Annotated in this window: 14 protein-coding genes; 4 read left to right on the top strand and 10 right to left on the bottom strand. The window is 54.2% G+C overall.

Annotated elements, in window-relative coordinates; genetic code table 11:
* Positions 1-19: 19 nt before the first annotated feature.
* From nuoF to lrhA, 6 genes are all read right to left on the bottom strand, one after another.
* Positions 20-1357 carry an NADH-quinone oxidoreductase subunit NuoF gene (gene nuoF, locus INF73_RS12750; protein WP_006811381.1) on the bottom strand — a complete coding sequence of 446 codons (1338 nt, stop codon included), beginning with the start codon at positions 1355-1357 and terminating at the stop codon, positions 20-22.
* Entirely contained in the window at positions 1354-1854 is a 501-nt protein-coding gene (gene nuoE / locus INF73_RS12745) for an NADH-quinone oxidoreductase subunit NuoE (protein ID WP_006176513.1), read from the bottom strand. Before nuoE ends, nuoF begins: the two co-directional genes overlap by 4 nt.
* Positions 1855-1856: 2 nt before the next feature.
* Positions 1857-3659 carry an NADH-quinone oxidoreductase subunit C/D gene (gene nuoC / locus INF73_RS12740; RefSeq protein ID WP_028013933.1) on the bottom strand — a complete coding sequence of 601 codons (1803 nt, stop codon included), beginning with the start codon at positions 3657-3659 and terminating at the stop codon, positions 1857-1859.
* 89 nt (positions 3660-3748) lie between these two features.
* Positions 3749-4423, bottom strand: coding sequence for an NADH-quinone oxidoreductase subunit NuoB (gene nuoB / locus INF73_RS12735; RefSeq protein ID WP_003861482.1), 675 nt, complete (start codon positions 4421-4423; stop codon positions 3749-3751).
* Between the two features lie 15 nt (positions 4424-4438).
* Positions 4439-4879 (bottom strand): NADH-quinone oxidoreductase subunit NuoA, encoded by a 441-nt coding sequence (nuoA, locus tag INF73_RS12730; RefSeq protein WP_014171000.1) that lies wholly within the window; start codon positions 4877-4879, stop codon positions 4439-4441.
* A gap of 630 nt (positions 4880-5509) precedes the next feature.
* Positions 5510-6448 carry a transcriptional regulator LrhA gene (lrhA, locus tag INF73_RS12725; RefSeq protein ID WP_028013934.1) on the bottom strand — a complete coding sequence of 313 codons (939 nt, stop codon included), beginning with the start codon at positions 6446-6448 and terminating at the stop codon, positions 5510-5512.
* Positions 6449-7386: 938 nt separating this feature from the next.
* Between lrhA and alaA the strand changes: the two genes are divergently transcribed.
* Positions 7387-8601, top strand: coding sequence for an alanine transaminase AlaA (gene alaA, locus INF73_RS12720; RefSeq protein ID WP_003861471.1), 1215 nt, complete (start codon positions 7387-7389; stop codon positions 8599-8601).
* Between the two features lie 94 nt (positions 8602-8695).
* Positions 8696-9295, top strand: a complete 600-nt coding sequence (gene yfbR, locus INF73_RS12715; RefSeq protein WP_028013935.1) for a 5'-deoxynucleotidase — start codon at positions 8696-8698, stop codon at positions 9293-9295.
* A 52-nt stretch (positions 9296-9347) separates the two neighbouring features.
* Here the strand turns inward: yfbR and INF73_RS12710 are convergent, their stop codons facing one another.
* The 4 genes from INF73_RS12710 to yfbV all read right to left on the bottom strand — a co-directional run bounded on the left by INF73_RS12710 (position 9348) and on the right by yfbV (position 12969).
* Positions 9348-11180 carry an SLC13 family permease gene (locus tag INF73_RS12710; protein ID WP_028013936.1) on the bottom strand — a complete coding sequence of 611 codons (1833 nt, stop codon included), beginning with the start codon at positions 11178-11180 and terminating at the stop codon, positions 9348-9350.
* Between the two features lie 75 nt (positions 11181-11255).
* On the bottom strand, positions 11256-11915 hold the full coding sequence (locus tag INF73_RS12705; protein ID WP_193541785.1) for a sugar phosphatase: 660 nt from the start codon (positions 11913-11915) through the stop codon (positions 11256-11258).
* Between the two features lie 11 nt (positions 11916-11926).
* Entirely contained in the window at positions 11927-12421 is a 495-nt protein-coding gene (locus tag INF73_RS12700; RefSeq protein WP_003861461.1) for a YfbU family protein, read from the bottom strand.
* Between the two features lie 92 nt (positions 12422-12513).
* Positions 12514-12969, bottom strand: coding sequence for a terminus macrodomain insulation protein YfbV (gene yfbV / locus INF73_RS12695; RefSeq protein WP_028013938.1), 456 nt, complete (start codon positions 12967-12969; stop codon positions 12514-12516).
* 337 nt (positions 12970-13306) lie between these two features.
* Between yfbV and ackA the strand changes: the two genes are divergently transcribed.
* Both ackA and pta read left to right on the top strand, forming a co-directional pair.
* Entirely contained in the window at positions 13307-14509 is a 1203-nt protein-coding gene (gene ackA / locus INF73_RS12690; protein ID WP_041908924.1) for an acetate kinase, read from the top strand.
* A 75-nt stretch (positions 14510-14584) separates the two neighbouring features.
* Positions 14585-16726, top strand: coding sequence for a phosphate acetyltransferase (gene pta / locus INF73_RS12685; protein WP_041908921.1), 2142 nt, complete (start codon positions 14585-14587; stop codon positions 16724-16726).
* The last annotated feature ends 39 nt before the right edge of the window (positions 16727-16765 follow it).

Genomic DNA, 16765 nt, shown 5'->3' with positions numbered 1-16765 from the left:
TTAATCAAAATTCTTGTCGTTACCAGCGCGCTTTCAGCAGGTTCGGCTGAATACCATTGATCGAATGGGTATTGCTGAACGGCTGCTTGATGCCTGCTTCGAATTCGTCGCGGAAATATTTAATCGCGCTCTGCAGCGGCTCGACGGCACCCGGTGCGTGGGCGCAGAAGGTTTTACCCGGGCCTAAGAATCGACACAGTTGCTCAAGCGTCTCGATATCGCCAGGCTGGCCTTCGCCACGTTCGATTGCGCGCAGGATCTTCACGCTCCACGGCAGACCATCACGGCACGGTGTACACCAGCCGCAGGACTCGCGAGCGAAGAACTCTTCCAGGTTACGCACCAGCGATACCATGCCGATCTCGTGGTCGACGGCCATCGCCAGCGCCGTACCCAGACGGCTGCCTGCTTTACCAATGCTTTCGAATTCCATCGGCAGATCAAGGTGGGCTTCGGTCAGGAAGTCTGTCCCTGCCCCACCCGGCTGCCAGGCTTTGAATTTCAGGCCATCGCGCATGCCGCCGGCGTAGTCTTCAAGAATTTCGCGTGCGGTGGTACCGAACGGCAGTTCCCAGACGCCAGGGTTCTTCACGCGACCGGAGAAGCCCATCAGCTTGGTACCGGCATCTTTGCTTGAGGAGATGCCCTGATACCACTCCACGCCGTTGGCGAGGATAGCCGGGACGTTACACAGGGTTTCGACGTTGTTTACGCAGGTCGGTTTACCCCACACGCCGGAGCTTGCCGGGAACGGTGGCTTGGAACGCGGGTTCGCACGGCGGCCTTCCAGGGAGTTAATCAGCGCAGTTTCTTCACCGCAGATGTAACGCCCGGCACCGGTGTGCACGAACAGTTCGAAGTCAAACCCGGTACCCAGGATGTTTTTACCCAGAAGGCCGGCTTCGGTGGCTTCGGCAATCGCGCGACGCAGGTTTTCTGCCGCTTCGATGTACTCACCGCGCAGGAAGATGTAGCCACGGTACGCTTTCAGCGCAAACGCGGAGATCAGCATGCCTTCCACCAGCAGGTGCGGCAGCTGCTCCATCAGCAGGCGGTCTTTATAGGTGCCTGGCTCCATTTCATCGGCGTTACACAGCAGGTAACGGATGTTCATGGATTCGTCTTTCGGCATCAGGCTCCACTTCAGACCGGTGGAGAAGCCCGCACCGCCGCGGCCTTTCAGGCCGGAATCTTTCACCGCATTAACGATGTCGTCCGGCGCCATGCCGCCGAGGGCTTTACGCGCACCGGCATAGCCGTTTTTGCTCTGGTATTCGTCGAGCCATACCGGCTGTTTGTCATCGCGCAGACGCCAGGTCAGCGGATGCGTCTCAGCAGTACGAATTACAGTTTTCATTTGTACTGCTCCAGCAGGTCAGGAATCGCTTCCGGCGTCAGATGGCTGTGAGTGTCCTCATCAATCATCATGGTCGGCCCCTTGTCGCAGTTACCCAGGCAGCAGGTTGGCAGCAGAGTAAAGCGTCCATCGAACGTGGTCTGTCCCGGCTTGATATTGAGCTTTTTCTCAATCGCAGCCTGAATGCCCTGATAGCCGGTAATGTGGCAGACGACGCTGTCACAGTAGCGGATCACATGGCGGCCTACCGGCTGACGGAAGATCTGGCTGTAGAACGTAGCTACGCCCTCTACGTCACTTGCCGGAATGCCCAGCACTTTTGCGATCTCGTAAATCGCCCCATCCGGCACCCAACCACGCTGTTTCTGTACGATTTTCAGCGCTTCAATGGACGCCGCACGCGGGTCTTCGTAGTGGTGCATCTCGTGCTCAATGGCGGCACGCTCTGCTTCACTCAGCTCAAAAGCCTCGGTTTGTGGTTGTTGATTCTCGTGCATAATTAGCGGTCCACATCTGACATAACAAAATCGATACTACCCAGATACACAATCAGGTCAGAGACCAGACTGCCGCGGATGGCGGACGGGATCTGCTGCAGGTGCGCAAAGCTCGGCGTACGCACGCGGGTACGGTAGCTCATGGTGCTGCCGTCGCTGGTCAGGTAGTAACTGTTAATCCCCTTGGTCGCTTCAATCATCTGGAAGGATTCTTGCGCCGGCATGACCGGGCCCCAGGAAACCTGCAGGAAGTGGGTGATCAGGGTTTCGATATGCTGCAGCGTGCGCTCTTTCGGCGGCGGCGTCGTCAGCGGGTGATCCGCCTTGAACGGGCCTTCCGGCATGTTGTTGAGGCACTGCTCAAGGATGCGCAGACTCTGGCGCAGCTCTTCCACTTTCAGCATCACGCGGGTGTAGCAGTCGGAAACACCGCCGCCAACCGGGACTTCAAAGTCGAAGTTCTCGTAGCCTGAGTAAGGACGGGCTTTACGCACGTCGAAATCAATACCGGTCGCGCGCAGGCCAGCACCTGTGGTCCCCCACTCCAGCGCTTCTTTCGCGCCGTAGGCAGCAACGCCCTGGGAACGGCCTTTCAGGATGGTGTTGCGCAGCGCGGCTTTCTCGTAAGACGCCAGACGCTTCGGCATCCAGTCGAGGAATTCACGCAGCAGGCGGTCCCAGCCGCGCGGCAGATCGTGCGCCACACCGCCAATACGGAACCAGGCCGGGTGCATACGGAAGCCGGTAATCGCTTCCACCAGATCGTAGATTTTCTGACGATCGGTAAAGGCGAAGAAGACCGGGGTCATCGCGCCCACGTCCTGAATGAACGTGGAGATGTACAGCAGGTGGCTGTTAATACGGAACAGTTCAGACAGCATCACGCGAATCACGTTAACGCGATCCGGTACGGTGATACCTGCCAGTTTCTCAACGGCCAGCACGTAAGGCATTTCGTTTACGCAGCCGCCGAGGTACTCGATACGGTCGGTATACGGAATGTAGCTGTGCCAGGACTGACGCTCGCCCATCTTCTCAGCACCACGGTGGTGGTAGCCGATGTCAGGGACGCAGTCGACAATCTCTTCGCCGTCAAGCTGAAGAATTATACGGAATGCACCGTGCGCAGACGGGTGGTTCGGACCGAGGTTGAGGAACATGAAGTCCTCGTTTTCAGTACCGCGCTTCATGCCCCAGTCTTCCGGCTTGAAGGTCAGCGCTTCCATCTCCAGATCCTGCTTGGCTTTGGTCAGCTCAAACGGATCGAATTCGGTCGCACGTGCCGGGTAGTCTTTACGCAGCGGGTGGCCGGTCCAGGTCTGCGGCATCATGATGCGCGTCAGGTGCGGGTGGCCGTCGAAGGTCATGCCGAACATTTCCCAGGTTTCACGCTCATACCAGTTAGCGTTCGGGAAAAGTTTGGTGATCGTCGGCAGATGCATGTCGTTTTCAGACAATGCCACCTTGAGCATGATATCCGTGTTGCGGTCTATTGAGATCAGGTGGTAGAAAACGGAAAAATCCGCAGCAGGGAGACCCTGGCGGTGCGTTCTCAGACGTTCGTCCATGCCGTGTAAGTCAAACAGCATGACGTAAGGTTTTGGCAATTTCTTGAGGAAATCGACAACTTCCAGCAATTGTTCACGCTTCACCCAAACAACGGGTACCCCGGTGCGGGTCGCCTGAACGGTAAAGGCATCCGGCCCAAAACGGTTGCGCAGTTCGCCAATAACGGGGTCATCAAGATGATCCCGGGTCTGCCAGGCGGCTTCTTGCGCGGTTAAGTCGGTCATATTGTTCACCATTGCAAATGGTCCGTGGTGACTGTTAAGCCTGGCTTCGCGCTATTTGAGTAGTGATATGCGAAGGTTTTCTCCAGGCCTACAGGCGCAAATTAAATTTCGTCAGGCGTACGCAGGTTGGTGACGGCAATACGTTCACCACGTTTACGCTCGCGCTCGGACTGCATGTTCGCGCGATAGACACCCTGATCGCCAACAACCCATGAGAGTGGGCGACGTTCTTTACCGATAGACTCCTGCAGCAGCATCAGCGCCTGCATATAGGCTTCTGGGCGCGGCGGGCAGCCCGGGATGTAAACATCCACCGGAATGAACTTATCAACGCCCTGCACAACGGAATAAATGTCGTACATACCGCCGGAGTTTGCACATGCGCCCATGGAGATAACCCATTTTGGCTCCAGCATCTGGTCATACAGACGCTGAATAACAGGCGCCATTTTGGTAAAGCAGGTACCGGCCACCACCATCAGGTCAGCCTGACGCGGGGAAGCACGCAGTACCTCGGCCCCAAAACGCGCAACGTCATGCACCGCAGTGAATGACGTCACCATTTCAACGTAGCAGCAAGAAAGGCCAAAGTTGTATGGCCAGATGGAGTTCTTACGACCCCAGTTGACCATATCGTGCATGGCATGTTCGAGTTTGCCCATGTACACGCTTTTGTTGACTTCTTGCTCCAGGGGGTCGGTTACGATCTCCTGTTTTTGCAGGGGGTAACGGTCATTCTCACCGTTAGGATCTATGCGGGTGAGCGTATAATCCATCTTATTGCCTCGCTGTTACTGCTGACGATTAGAGATACTGTTTTCCGGGTTGATGTGTTCACGACGTGAACGCGCAGGCGTCCAGTCAAGCGCGCCAATACGCACCAGATAAACCAGACCGGCCAGTAGCACTAAAATGAAAATTGCGGCCTCGACAAAGCCCACCCAACCACTTTCGCGAATGGAGGTCGACCATGCGAACAGGTAGAGCGCTTCCACGTCAAAGATGACGAAGAACATCGCTACCAGATAGAACTTGGCAGACAGGCGTAAGCGAGCGGAACCTACTGAATCAATACCTGATTCGAAAGGTGTGTTTTTGTGCCTTGCACGGGCGCGACCGCCCAGGAACCAGCCGCCGACTAACATCAGGCAGCACAGGCCAATGGCTACAATAAGAAAGATTGCGAATGCCCAGTGATGAGCGATGACTTCTGTGGATGTTGACATACTCATTGCTTACTCATCAAAAGTGATACCGACGACACTGCTCTTGCTGGCAGATGGGCATCACATCGATTCATGGGGAGGAACAAATAACCTTACACTAACTGTCTGAAATGAGACGTAGACAGCAAAATGATGGGGTTTTTTACTCCTTTCTATAACCTATTGTCAACTTTAACAAAGGTTTCTTCACATTAAATTACATCGAGCGATTCTCATTAACATTTGGTGCCCTTTAACCCTGGTGGTTACCTGACTTTTCGTCAAATGCATGTTGTTGAATCGTGTCCGTTTTGGAAGTAAAAAAAATAACCCTCCTATTTTGACAGGATTTGCCAACGATTCCTCCCCCCAAATAGGAGTATTTTCTTGATCTGAGACACGCTTTTGTTAATTCACCCAAAAAACCGGCAACATATTTGCTGCTTTTTTAACATCAAGGGGTTATGGATGAAGTTAGAACGGAAAGTGAACAAGATTTAAGCAGAAGCATTTATTCCCTTGATATGTATGTTTTATTTATGAAAACCCTGTAACGAAAGAGGATAATAATGGCAAAAAAAAGCCACTGCGTGCGAAAACGGCACGAGTGGCTTTTTTTTACACTTACAATTTGTTACCAGAATTTTGAGCTTTTGATCACTCAAAGTCACCTTCAACGATCAGGGAATCATCCCCCCCTTCGGAGGTAACATGCTCGAACTGCCATGGGTTATGGTAATTTTCCATCGCCTCAAACACCACCTTCGCCAGCTCGTTATGACTGGACGCGTTATGGCAAAGCAGATACTCGGTATCCGGCAGCGCTGGGAGACCATCAGATTTACCGAGAACGCGCAGATCGGGGCTCATCATCTCTACCGGACGGGCCGTTACGCCAAGACCCGCTTTCACGGCGGCACGCACCGCGGGCAGCGTGGACGCCACATAGGCCAGACGCCACGGAATGTTGGCTTCATTTAACGCCGTAAGCACCATATCCCGGAAAGGACTCGGATCGTCCAGTAAAACCAGCGGTACGGGTTCCCCTTTTTGCAACACGTATTCCGCTGCGCAATACCAGTGCGTTGGCGATGTGCGCAAGGTCAGACAATCAAACTGTCCGGGACGATGCGTCGTGACCACCAGGTCGACCTTGTTCTCATTTAACATCTCAACCATAAAGGCATTACGTTTTACGCTCACATCCAGCGCAAGCTTCGGATAAACCGAGCTAATTCGGTTGAGAAGAAACGGCAATATTGTATCCGCTGACTCATCAGATGCCCCTAAGGTTAACACCCCCTGAAGGTTGCTAAACATTAATGACATACATGCTTCATCATTAAAGCGAAGAATTTTCCTGGCATAACCCAGTAGCTGAATACCGTGTTCCGTTAAGAGCTTATTACGCCCGTGACGGGCAAAAAGCTCTTTCCCAACCAGTTGCTCCAGCCGCTGCATTTGCTGGCTAACGGCGGACTGAGTTCGGCAGACGGCGGCAGCAGCTGCTGCAAAAGTGTTGAGATCGGCGACCGCAACAAACGTTCTCAGCAGATCGAGGTCGAGATTCATTATCGGACGATTTGCATTTATCATATCTATTCACTTTCAGGTTGCTCGTGCGGAGCTGCCCGGGTTGAAGCTGTGTGTAACAGTTAAGCAATTCCTTCTGAAGGTTTTCCCTCGCATCCCGGCCCGGCAGACTGCCTGACAGATAGTTATTGTGCTGCTTTATATCAACAGTCAGAAAGCACGTTTCATGACGTTATTTTTATTCTCTTAAACGTTCAGGATATTTAGATGTTCGCAGGGTTATGTAAATTACATTAAAGGCGTAACACTTTTTCTGCCATCTTTTTCGCAGCGCTGTCAACGTAGCAGGAGATGTTTGACACATTCCAGCCAGAGATAACTCCAACAATAACAATCAATTAAATCGAAAAATCAGTTTCAAAAATGCAAAACCACTGCATCTTTCTACTGCTTTCCGTATAGACATCTTAACCCAAATCCACTTTATTTATAAGTCTTATTGCAATATTCAGGATTAAAGAGGTTTGTTAAGCTTCTAAACTAATTTTATTAGAATTAACTAAAGTTGCATTTTGTTGGTTAATAATAAATAAATTTTAATTTAGATTATGGTCATTCATTAATAACACTTAACATTAATTTCACATGATTAACTTTTAGCCGCTCCGGGCTATTACTGCAAGGTCCCTTCAACACTCAGGTTTTACGAAATGTCACCCAGCGTAACTTCTGCTTGTTGTCTGCGCGTTTTTTATTTTCCATCAGAACAATATACACAATTCACATTAATTCGCAGTACAATCAACCATTATTTTTGGTTTGTACATTACGTTAAGGCAGTGAAAGCGTCAGTCAATAGTTAAAAAGATTCATCACAATTTCGCTATGAGCACAAAATCTTCTTCTGCACACCCTTCAAAACGAAGCGTGGGGGGAGTACATTATTCCGTGCTGACTTCCACGGCAGGGAGTGGCAATAATAGCGAAAAGGTTAAAGGTTCATGTCCCCTATCGAAAAATCCAGCAAGCTAGATAACGTCTGTTATGACATCCGTGGCCCGGTTCTGAAAGAGGCAAAACGCCTTGAAGAAGAAGGCAACAAGGTTCTGAAGCTCAACATCGGCAACCCCGCGCCATTTGGTTTTGAAGCGCCGGATGAAATTCTGGTTGATGTGATCCGCAACCTGCCTACGGCACAAGGCTATTGTGACTCAAAGGGACTTTACTCCGCCCGTAAAGCCATTATGCAGCACTACCAGGCGCGCGGTATGCGTGACGTTACCGTCGAAGATATCTATATCGGCAACGGCGTCTCCGAACTTATCGTTCAGGCCATGCAGGCGCTGCTGAACAGCGGTGACGAAATGCTGGTTCCCGCGCCGGACTATCCGCTGTGGACCGCTGCCGTATCGCTCTCCAGCGGTAAAGCGGTACATTATCTTTGCGACGAATCCTCTGACTGGTTCCCGGATCTGGACGACATTCGCGCGAAAATCACGCCTCGCACGCGTGGGATTGTGATCATCAACCCGAACAACCCGACGGGCGCGGTCTATTCAAAAGAGCTGCTGATGGAGATTGTGGAGATCGCCCGCCAGCACAACCTGATCATCTTCGCTGACGAAATCTACGACAAGATCCTGTACGACGCGGCGCAGCACCACTCTATCGCCGCGCTGGCGCCCGACCTGCTGACCGTCACCTTTAACGGACTGTCTAAAACCTACCGCGTGGCCGGTTTCCGTCAGGGCTGGATGGTGCTGAACGGCCCGAAAAAGCACGCAAAAGGCTATATTGAAGGGCTTGAGATGCTGGCGTCGATGCGTCTTTGCGCCAACGTGCCTGCGCAGCACGCGATCCAGACGGCGCTGGGCGGCTACCAGAGCATCAGCGAGTTTATCGTCCCTGGCGGTCGCCTGTACGAACAGCGTAACCGCGCATGGGAACTGATCAACGATATCCCGGGCGTCTCCTGCGTGAAGCCGAACGGGGCGCTGTATATGTTCCCGAAAATTGACGCGAAGCGCTTCAATATCCACGACGATCAGAAAATGGTGCTCGATTTCCTGTTGCAGGAAAAAGTGCTGCTGGTTCAGGGGACGGCGTTTAACTGGCCGTGGCCGGACCACGTGCGTATCGTGACCCTGCCACGTGAAGACGATCTCGAAATGGCTATCAGCCGCTTCGGGCGATTCCTCTCTGGATACCATCAGTAATCTTAAAATCAGGCTACTTCGGTAGCCTGATTTGCATCTTCCCTCCCCTCCCCGCACAATGAAGTTCTGTCGCAGTGAAGACAAAAGGTAACCTATGAGTCAGAGCCATTTCTTTGCCCACCTCTCCCGCCTGAAACTGATCAACCGCTGGCCGCTGATGCGCAACGTGCGTACAGAGAACGTGTCTGAGCATAGCCTGCAGGTTGCTATGGTTGCTCATGCGCTGGCTGCCATTAAGAATCGCAAATTTAACGGGCAGGTGAATGCCGAGCGCATCGCTTTGCTGGCGATGTACCACGACGCATCAGAGGTGCTGACCGGCGACCTGCCTACGCCAGTGAAATATTTCAATTCTCAGATTGCTCAGGAATATAAGGCTATCGAGAAGATTGCCCAGCAGAAGCTTATCGAGATGGTGCCCGAAGAGCTGCGCGATATCTTTGAACCGCTCATCGACGAGCATCAGTATACGGAAGATGAAAAGTCGCTGGTCAAGCAGGCCGACGCGCTGTGCGCATATCTGAAGTGTCTGGAAGAGCTGTCTGCGGGCAATAATGAGTTTTTACTGGCGAAAACGCGTCTGGAAAAAACGCTGGAATCCCGCCGCAGCGAAGAGATGGACTACTTCATGCAGGTATTTGTGCCGAGCTTCCATCTATCGCTGGACGAGATTAGCCAGGATTCACCGTTGTAATTTTAGCCGGGTGGAGGCTTCGCCTTACCCGGCCTACGTTTCTGCGCTCACGCTAAAACGGGAATAAAACCGGAATTAACACCACGCACACCACCATCACCAGCACGGTGAACGGCACGCCCAGCTTCACGAAATCGCTGAACTTATAATTCCCCGGCCCCAGCACCAGCGTGTTCACCGGCGATGAAACCGGCGTCATAAACGCCGCGGATGCCGCCATCGCGACCATCATCGCAAACGGGTACGGCGACACGCCCATGGATTTCGCCATCGCCAGCGCAATGGGCGCCATCAGCACCGCCGTCGCGGTATTCGAGATAAATAACCCTATCGTGGCGCACATGACAAACAGACAGACCATCATCATGTACGGTCCATACCCGCCGCCCACGTCCATCAAGCCTTTTACGATCAGATCTACCCCGCCGGTTTTTTGCAGTGCCAGGGCAAAGGGCATCATCCCGACGATAAGAATAATGCTCGGCCAGTGAATGGCTTTATACGCGCTTTCGGCGTCAATGCAGCGGAATTTCCCCATCAGCAGGCAGGCGATAATGGCTGCGACCGGATTAGGGATTTCATCGGTCAGCATCAGCGCCACCATCAGTACCAGACAGAAAATCGCATGGGGCGCCTGGCTGTGCGCCGGGGAGGCATCGCTCTCCTCGACCGGCATGTTGAGCACCACAAAATCACGCCCTTTTTGCCCGAGCTGGCTTATCAGCTTCCAGTTGCCGACCACGAGAAAGATATCGCCCAGCAGGATCGGCTCATCGACGACGGCCCCTTCCATTGCCACGCCATCACGCTTCAGCCCCACTACGTTCAGGCCATAGCGAGTACGGAACCCCATTTCACGCACGGTTTTACCCAGCAGTTCCGATTCCGGTATCAGCGACACTTCGGCCATCCCCACATCCAGCGCCTGGTCGGAGAAATACTCGCCGCGTAGCACCATCGGCTCCAGCAGCTGCTCGCTACAGAACTCTCGCAGATCCACGTCCGCCGTTGACATATCAATCAGCAGGACATCACGCGCGCGGAACTCTGATACCCCGTTCACGTTAACGATCACCCGACGAAAACGACGCCAGCGCTCAACCCCGATCACGTTCGCGCCATAACGCTCGCGCAGCTTAAGGTCGTCGAGCCGCTGGCCGACCATCGGCGAGCCGGGGCGAATGGCCAGACGGCGCGCCCGCCCGGTGAGGCGGTACTCTTTGATCAGATCGCGGAAGGTGCGTCGCTTCCACCCCTCTTTGTTCTTATCCTGTTTGTCGCCTTTGAGGGCAAAACGGGTCAGCAGCATGTAGACCACGCCCATCGCCAGAATCACCAGCCCAAGCGGGGTGACGCTGAAAAAGCTGAAGCCCTGAAACCCTTCACGAATCAGCTCGCTGTTGACAACCAGGTTCGGCGGCGTCGCCACCAGCGTCATCATTCCGCTGATCAAACCGGCAAAGCTCAGGGGCATCATCAGGCGCGACGGCGAACTCTGCATCCGCATTGAAACGCTCAGCACCACCGGGATAAAAATAGCGACCACGCCCGTTGAGCTCATAAACGCCCCCAGTCCGGCGACCGTCAGCATCAGGTAGATCAGCATTTTGGTTTCACTGCTGCCGGCCACCTTAACCAGCCACGCGCCCATGATGGTCGCCACGCCGGTGCGAACAAGGCCGTCGCCGATGATAAACAGGGCAGCTATAAGGATAACGTTGGGGTCGCTGAACCCGGAGAAGGCTTCCGGTAGCGTGAGCGTGCCGCTCAGCACAAACGCGACGATGACAAACAGGGCGACGGCATCCATGCGCACCTTGCCTGTGGCGAAGAGAATAATGGCGATTAAAAGCAGGCTCAGAACCCAGATCAGTTCACCGTTCACAACCTATCCTTGTCAGTGGAAGATGAGAAATTTTGCCATAAAAAAGCCCCAGCAGCGTGGGGCTATATCATGGGATTACATTTTTAGCGAGACGGTTACAACTCCGTCGGGCGCTTTTGACACCGCCAGCGCCGTCAGGGAACGAATCACAAAGTCCGCCTCGTCCAGGCGTGGAGACCCCGCCGGAACGTTAACGGCAATGACGTGGCTACCGGCGTTCAGCCCGGCCAGCACGCCAGCGGCCGCATCTTCCACCACCACACACTCTGCAGGCGCGAAGCCCAGCATTTCTGCACCAAGCAGAAACGCATCCGGCTCCGGCTTGCCGCGTTTAACGCGCTCAGCCGTAATGAACACCTCTGGCTTCGGTAAACCGGCCGCCTTATGGCGGGCATGCGCGACCGGAACAGAGCCGGAGGTGACGATAGCCCACGGGATTTGCGCTTCATTCAGATGCTCAAGCAGTTCGCGCGCCCCGGGCAGCGCGGTAATGCCCTCGGTGTCGGTGGCCTCAATCTGCTCCAGGTATTTGAACTCCGCCTGGATCTCTTCCTCAGAACGCCCCGCTAAAAAGTGCCGCAATGAGGTAATGGCCTGTTTGCCATGGATAAAATTCAGCACGTCCTGGTGGTCGATGCCGTGCCGGTCGGCCCAGTGGCACCACGAGCGTTCCACCACCGGCAGCGAATCCACCAGCGTACCGTCCAGATCAAACAGAAAACCTTTACACTGCACACGCACCTCCGTCAGGCATTAATGATTTGTTGAATTTCGTTGCTGCTTAAATGGTACTGACGCGGGCAGGCGTGCCACGCGCTCAGCATACGTTGATATTTATCCCACATGGGGGTTTGGGCGTTGAAGCCGTGCGTTCCCGCATCAAAATGGGTGTAGCGCCCTTCGGTGTTCACCATAAAGCGAACATAGCTCAGATAGCGCGCTTCCGTCGCGGCATCAAAGCCTAAGAAGGTCACGCGACGTTCGTCAATGGTCTGCTGGTCTTTGAGGTTCGTCCAGGAGACGTGCAGAGCGTGATACATCTCCATAATGTCGATCACGATGCGGCAGGTTTCTTCTTTCAGCTCGCCAAACTCGCGGTCCAGTTCGCGCATTTGCAAACCAAAACCGCGTTCGACGATGGTTTGCAGGCGGCTGTAGCGCGCAGCGTTATCGGGATCAAGCATAGTCATCATCTTGTACTGGTTAGACAAAATCAGACGTTGAGCATGGGTCATTTCCATCTTTCGACTCCTGTAGCGCATTGCACTGTAAAAAAAAGACACGGTAACGGTGTGTTACTGTGCCTTCTTTTGTTAGTCGTTTCGATGATCAATCACAAGTCATCGAGGAATGTTTTATCCAGCTGCTTAAAAGCACGCTTTAACGTGTCCGCCAGCGCCTGGTAATCCGGCTTGCCTTCAACCGGGGCCAGCGCCTGCCCGGCCTCCTCCAGTTTTCCACGCACTTCATAAAACCAGTGTAAAATAGAAGGCGGAAGCGGCGTAATAGAGCGTTTGCCTAACCACCACAGCCCCTGCATCGGCAGGCTTAACGCGAAGAGCGCCGTTGCGACGGCAGGACCAAGCTGCCCACCGAGGGCGATTTGCCAGCACAGGGTAAAGATAGCCACCGGAGGCATAAAGCGAATCGCATAGCGCGTGGCGCGGATCGTGCGATTCTCAATAAACATTGGCGCAAGGCGCTTTTCCATTGGCCACGTCTTTGCGTAATGCTGTCCCCGACGAAACAGACTGAAAAAGCTCACGGATGGGATTTCGGGTGTCGACATGGCTGTACCTCAACTTCACATATAAAAATTAAAATTTTTGTGCAAAACCACAACAGGCTATGACAACGTTCAAAATATTTTGTCATCGCTACCCCGTATCGGGTATTCTGTGCCAGCCTGATAGGGCCGTAGACGAGAAGCGTTAACTCGTCAAATTATCGCATATTATGCCATTGTCTGAAAAATGTTCAAAATGGCTTAAAATCATAGGTATTTCTTCCATCCTGCCAGAATGTTCGTTTGGCATGATGTTAATCATAAACGTCTGGGTCAGCTTGCGTTACGCTTTTAGGCTCATTGACGTTTTTTTAGCCACGTATCAATTATAGGTACTTCCATGTCGAGTAAGTTAGTACTGGTTCTGAACTGCGGTAGCTCTTCACTGAAATTCGCCATCATCGATGCGCTCAACGGTGACGAGTACCTCTCTGGTTTGGCCGAATGTTTCCATCTGCCTGAAGCACGTATCAAGTGGAAAATGGACGGCAGCAAACAAGAAGCGGCTTTAGGTGCAGGCGCCGCTCACAGTGAAGCGCTGAACTTTATCGTTAACACTATTCTGGCACAAAAACCAGAACTGTCTGCTCAGCTGACTGCGATTGGTCACCGTATCGTCCACGGCGGCGAAAAATACACCAGCTCCGTTGTCATCGACGACTCTGTTATCCAGGGCATCAAAGACTCTGCCTCTTTTGCTCCGCTGCATAACCCGGCGCACCTGATCGGTATCGCTGAAGCGCTGAAGTCCTTCCCGAATCTGAAAGACAAAAACGTGGCCGTGTTTGACACCGCGTTCCATCAGACCATGCCGGAAGAGTCTTACCTCTATGCCCTGCCGTACAGCCTGTACAAAGAGCACGGCGTACGTCGCTACGGCGCGCACGGCACCAGCCACTTCTATGTGACTCAGGAAGCCGCAAAAGTCCTGAACAAGCCGGTTGAAGAAGTCAACATCATCACCTGCCACCTGGGCAACGGTGGTTCTGTTTCTGCTATCCGCAACGGTAAATGTGTTGATACCTCTATGGGTCTGACCCCGCTGGAAGGTCTGGTGATGGGTACCCGTTCCGGTGACATCGACCCGGCGATCATCTTCCACCTGCACGACACTCTGGGCATGAGCGTTGACGACATCAACAAAATGCTGACCAAAGAGTCTGGCCTGCTGGGTCTGACCGAAGTCACCAGCGACTGCCGTTACGTTGAAGACAACTACGACAGCAAAGAAGACGCGAAGCGTGCAATGGACGTTTACTGCCACCGCCTGGCGAAGTACATCGGTTCTTACACCGCGCTGATGGATGGTCGTCTGGACGCGGTTATCTTCACCGGTGGCATCGGTGAGAACGCGGCAATGGTACGTGAACTGTCCCTGGGCAAACTGGGCGTTCTGGGCTTCGAAGTCGATCACGAGCGTAACCTGGCTGCCCGCTTCGGCAAGTCTGGCTTCATCAACAAAGAAGGCACCCGCCCGGCTATCGTTATCCCAACTAACGAAGAGCTGGTCATCGCGCAAGACGCGTGCCGCCTGACTGCCTGATTCCACACCGCCAGCAATGCTGGCGGTGCTGTTTTGTAACCCGCCCAACGCGGCGGTAACGAAAGAGGATAAACCGTGTCCCGTACTATTATGCTGATCCCTACCGGAACCAGCGTCGGCCTGACCAGCGTCAGCCTCGGCGTGATCCGCGCTATGGAACGCAAAGGCGTTCGTCTGAGCGTCTTTAAGCCTATTGCCCAGCCTCGTGCCGGTGGCGATGCGCCAGACCAGACCACCACCATCGTGCGTAAGAACTCCAATCTTCCTGCGGCTGAACCGCTGAAGATGAGCCACGTTGAGTCTCTGCTCTCCAGCAACCAGAAAGACGTGCTGATGGAAGAGATCATCGCCAACTACCACGCTAACGCGCAGGACGCGGAAGTGGTGCTGGTTGAAGGCCTGGTCCCGACCCGCAAACACCAGTTTGCCCAGTCCCTGAACTTTGAAATCGCGAAAACCCTGAACGCAGAGATCGTTTTCGTGATGTCTCAGGGTACTGATACCCCAGAGCAGCTGAAAGAGCGTATCGAACTGACGCGCAGCAGCTTCGGCGGCGCGAAAAACACCAGCATCACCGGCGTGATCGTTAACAAACTGAACGCACCGGTTGATGAACAGGGCCGTACGCGTCCTGACCTGTCCGAAATCTTCGACGACTCTTCCAAAGCGAAAGTCATCAAGGTTGACCCGGCTAAGCTGCAGGAATCCAGCCCGCTGCCTGTACTCGGCGCAGTGCCATGGAGCTTCGATCTGATTGCCACCCGTGCAATCGACATGGCGCGTCACCTGAACGCGACCATCGTTAACGAAGGCGATATCAACACCCGCCGCGTGAAGTCCGTGACCTTCTGTGCGCGCAGCATTCCGCACATGCTGGAGCACTTCCGCGCAGGTTCCCTGCTGGTGACCTCCGCAGACCGTCCGGACGTGCTGGTTGCTGCCTGCCTGGCGGCGATGAACGGCGTGGAAATCGGTGCAATCCTGCTGACCGGCGGCTACGAAATGGACGCGCGCATCAGCAAGCTGTGCGAACGTGCGTTCGCGACAGGCCTGCCAGTCTTCATGGTGAACACCAACACCTGGCAGACCTCTCTGAGCCTGCAAAGCTTCAACCTGGAAGTGCCGGTTGATGACCACGAGCGTATCGAGAAAGTTCAGGAATACGTTGCGGGCTACATCGACGCAGACTGGATTGAATCCCTGACGGCGACCTCCGAGCGCAGCCGCCGTCTGTCTCCTCCAGCCTTCCGCTACCAGCTGACCGAACTGGCGCGTAAAGCGGGCAAACGCGTGGTTCTGCCAGAAGGCGACGAGCCACGTACCGTTAAAGCGGCGGCTATCTGTGCAGAGCGCGGCATCGCGACCTGCGTGCTGCTGGGTAACCCGGACGAGATCAACCGCGTTGCGGCGTCTCAGGGCGTTGAGCTGGGCACAGGCATCGAAATCGTTGACCCGGAAGTGGTTCGCGAAAGCTACGTTGCCCGTCTGGTTGAGCTGCGTAAGAACAAGGGCATGACCGAAGCCGTTGCGCGCGAGCAGCTGGAAGACAACGTCGTGCTGGGCACGCTGATGCTGGAGCAGGACGAAGTTGACGGTCTGGTTTCCGGTGCGGTTCACACCACCGCGAACACCATCCGTCCACCGTTGCAGCTGATCAAAACCGCACCGGGCAGCTCGCTGGTCTCCTCCGTGTTCTTCATGCTGCTGCCTGAACAGGTTTACGTTTACGGCGACTGCGCGATCAACCCGGATCCTACCGCAGAACAGCTGGCAGAAATCGCTATCCAGTCTGCGGACTCCGCGACTGCCTTCGGTATTGAACCACGCGTAGCAATGCTCTCCTACTCCACCGGCACCTCTGGTGCAGGTAGCGACGTAGAGAAAGTCCGTGAAGCGACCCGTATTGCGCAGGAAAAACGTCCCGATCTGATGATCGACGGCCCGCTGCAGTACGACGCCGCGGTAATGGCTGACGTGGCGAAATCCAAAGCGCCAAACTCTCCGGTTGCCGGTCGCGCTACCGTGTTCATCTTCCCGGATCTGAACACCGGTAACACCACTTATAAAGCGGTACAGCGTTCTGCCGACCTGATCTCCATCGGGCCAATGCTGCAGGGCATGCGCAAGCCTGTGAACGACCTGTCCCGTGGTGCGCTGGTTGACGATATCGTCTACACCATCGCGCTGACGGCGATTCAGTCTTCGCAGCAGCAGTAATGTTTTGCCGGATGGCGCTTCGCTTATCCGGCCTACAGA

Origin of the sequence: Enterobacter cloacae complex sp. P6RS, from assembly GCF_014982245.1 — a bacterium.
In the GTDB taxonomy this organism is placed as follows: Bacteria; Pseudomonadota; Gammaproteobacteria; order Enterobacterales; family Enterobacteriaceae; genus Enterobacter; species Enterobacter bugandensis.
The sequence above is the reverse complement of the archived record's forward strand: the minus strand, read 5'-3'. Positions and strand labels throughout refer to the sequence as shown.

What these genes read in the sequence shown, in the direction of transcription:
- alaA (WP_003861471.1), top strand. Translation starts at nt 7,387, where the DNA reads ATGTCCCCTATCGAAAAATCCAGCAAGCTAGATAACGTCTGTTATGAC.
- nuoE (WP_006176513.1), bottom strand. Translation starts at nt 1,854, where the DNA reads ATGCACGAGAATCAACAACCACAAACCGAGGCTTTTGAGCTGAGTGAA.
- nuoA (WP_014171000.1), bottom strand. Translation starts at nt 4,879, where the DNA reads ATGAGTATGTCAACATCCACAGAAGTCATCGCTCATCACTGGGCATTC.
- nuoB (WP_003861482.1), bottom strand. Translation starts at nt 4,423, where the DNA reads ATGGATTATACGCTCACCCGCATAGATCCTAACGGTGAGAATGACCGT.
- nuoC (WP_028013933.1), bottom strand. Translation starts at nt 3,659, where the DNA reads ATGGTGAACAATATGACCGACTTAACCGCGCAAGAAGCCGCCTGGCAG.
- INF73_RS12700 (WP_003861461.1), bottom strand. Translation starts at nt 12,421, where the DNA reads ATGGAAATGACCCATGCTCAACGTCTGATTTTGTCTAACCAGTACAAG.
- lrhA (WP_028013934.1), bottom strand. Translation starts at nt 6,448, where the DNA reads ATGATAAATGCAAATCGTCCGATAATGAATCTCGACCTCGATCTGCTG.
- yfbR (WP_028013935.1), top strand. Translation starts at nt 8,696, where the DNA reads ATGAGTCAGAGCCATTTCTTTGCCCACCTCTCCCGCCTGAAACTGATC.
- nuoF (WP_006811381.1), bottom strand. Translation starts at nt 1,357, where the DNA reads ATGAAAACTGTAATTCGTACTGCTGAGACGCATCCGCTGACCTGGCGT.
- ackA (WP_041908924.1), top strand. Translation starts at nt 13,307, where the DNA reads ATGTCGAGTAAGTTAGTACTGGTTCTGAACTGCGGTAGCTCTTCACTG.
- yfbV (WP_028013938.1), bottom strand. Translation starts at nt 12,969, where the DNA reads ATGTCGACACCCGAAATCCCATCCGTGAGCTTTTTCAGTCTGTTTCGT.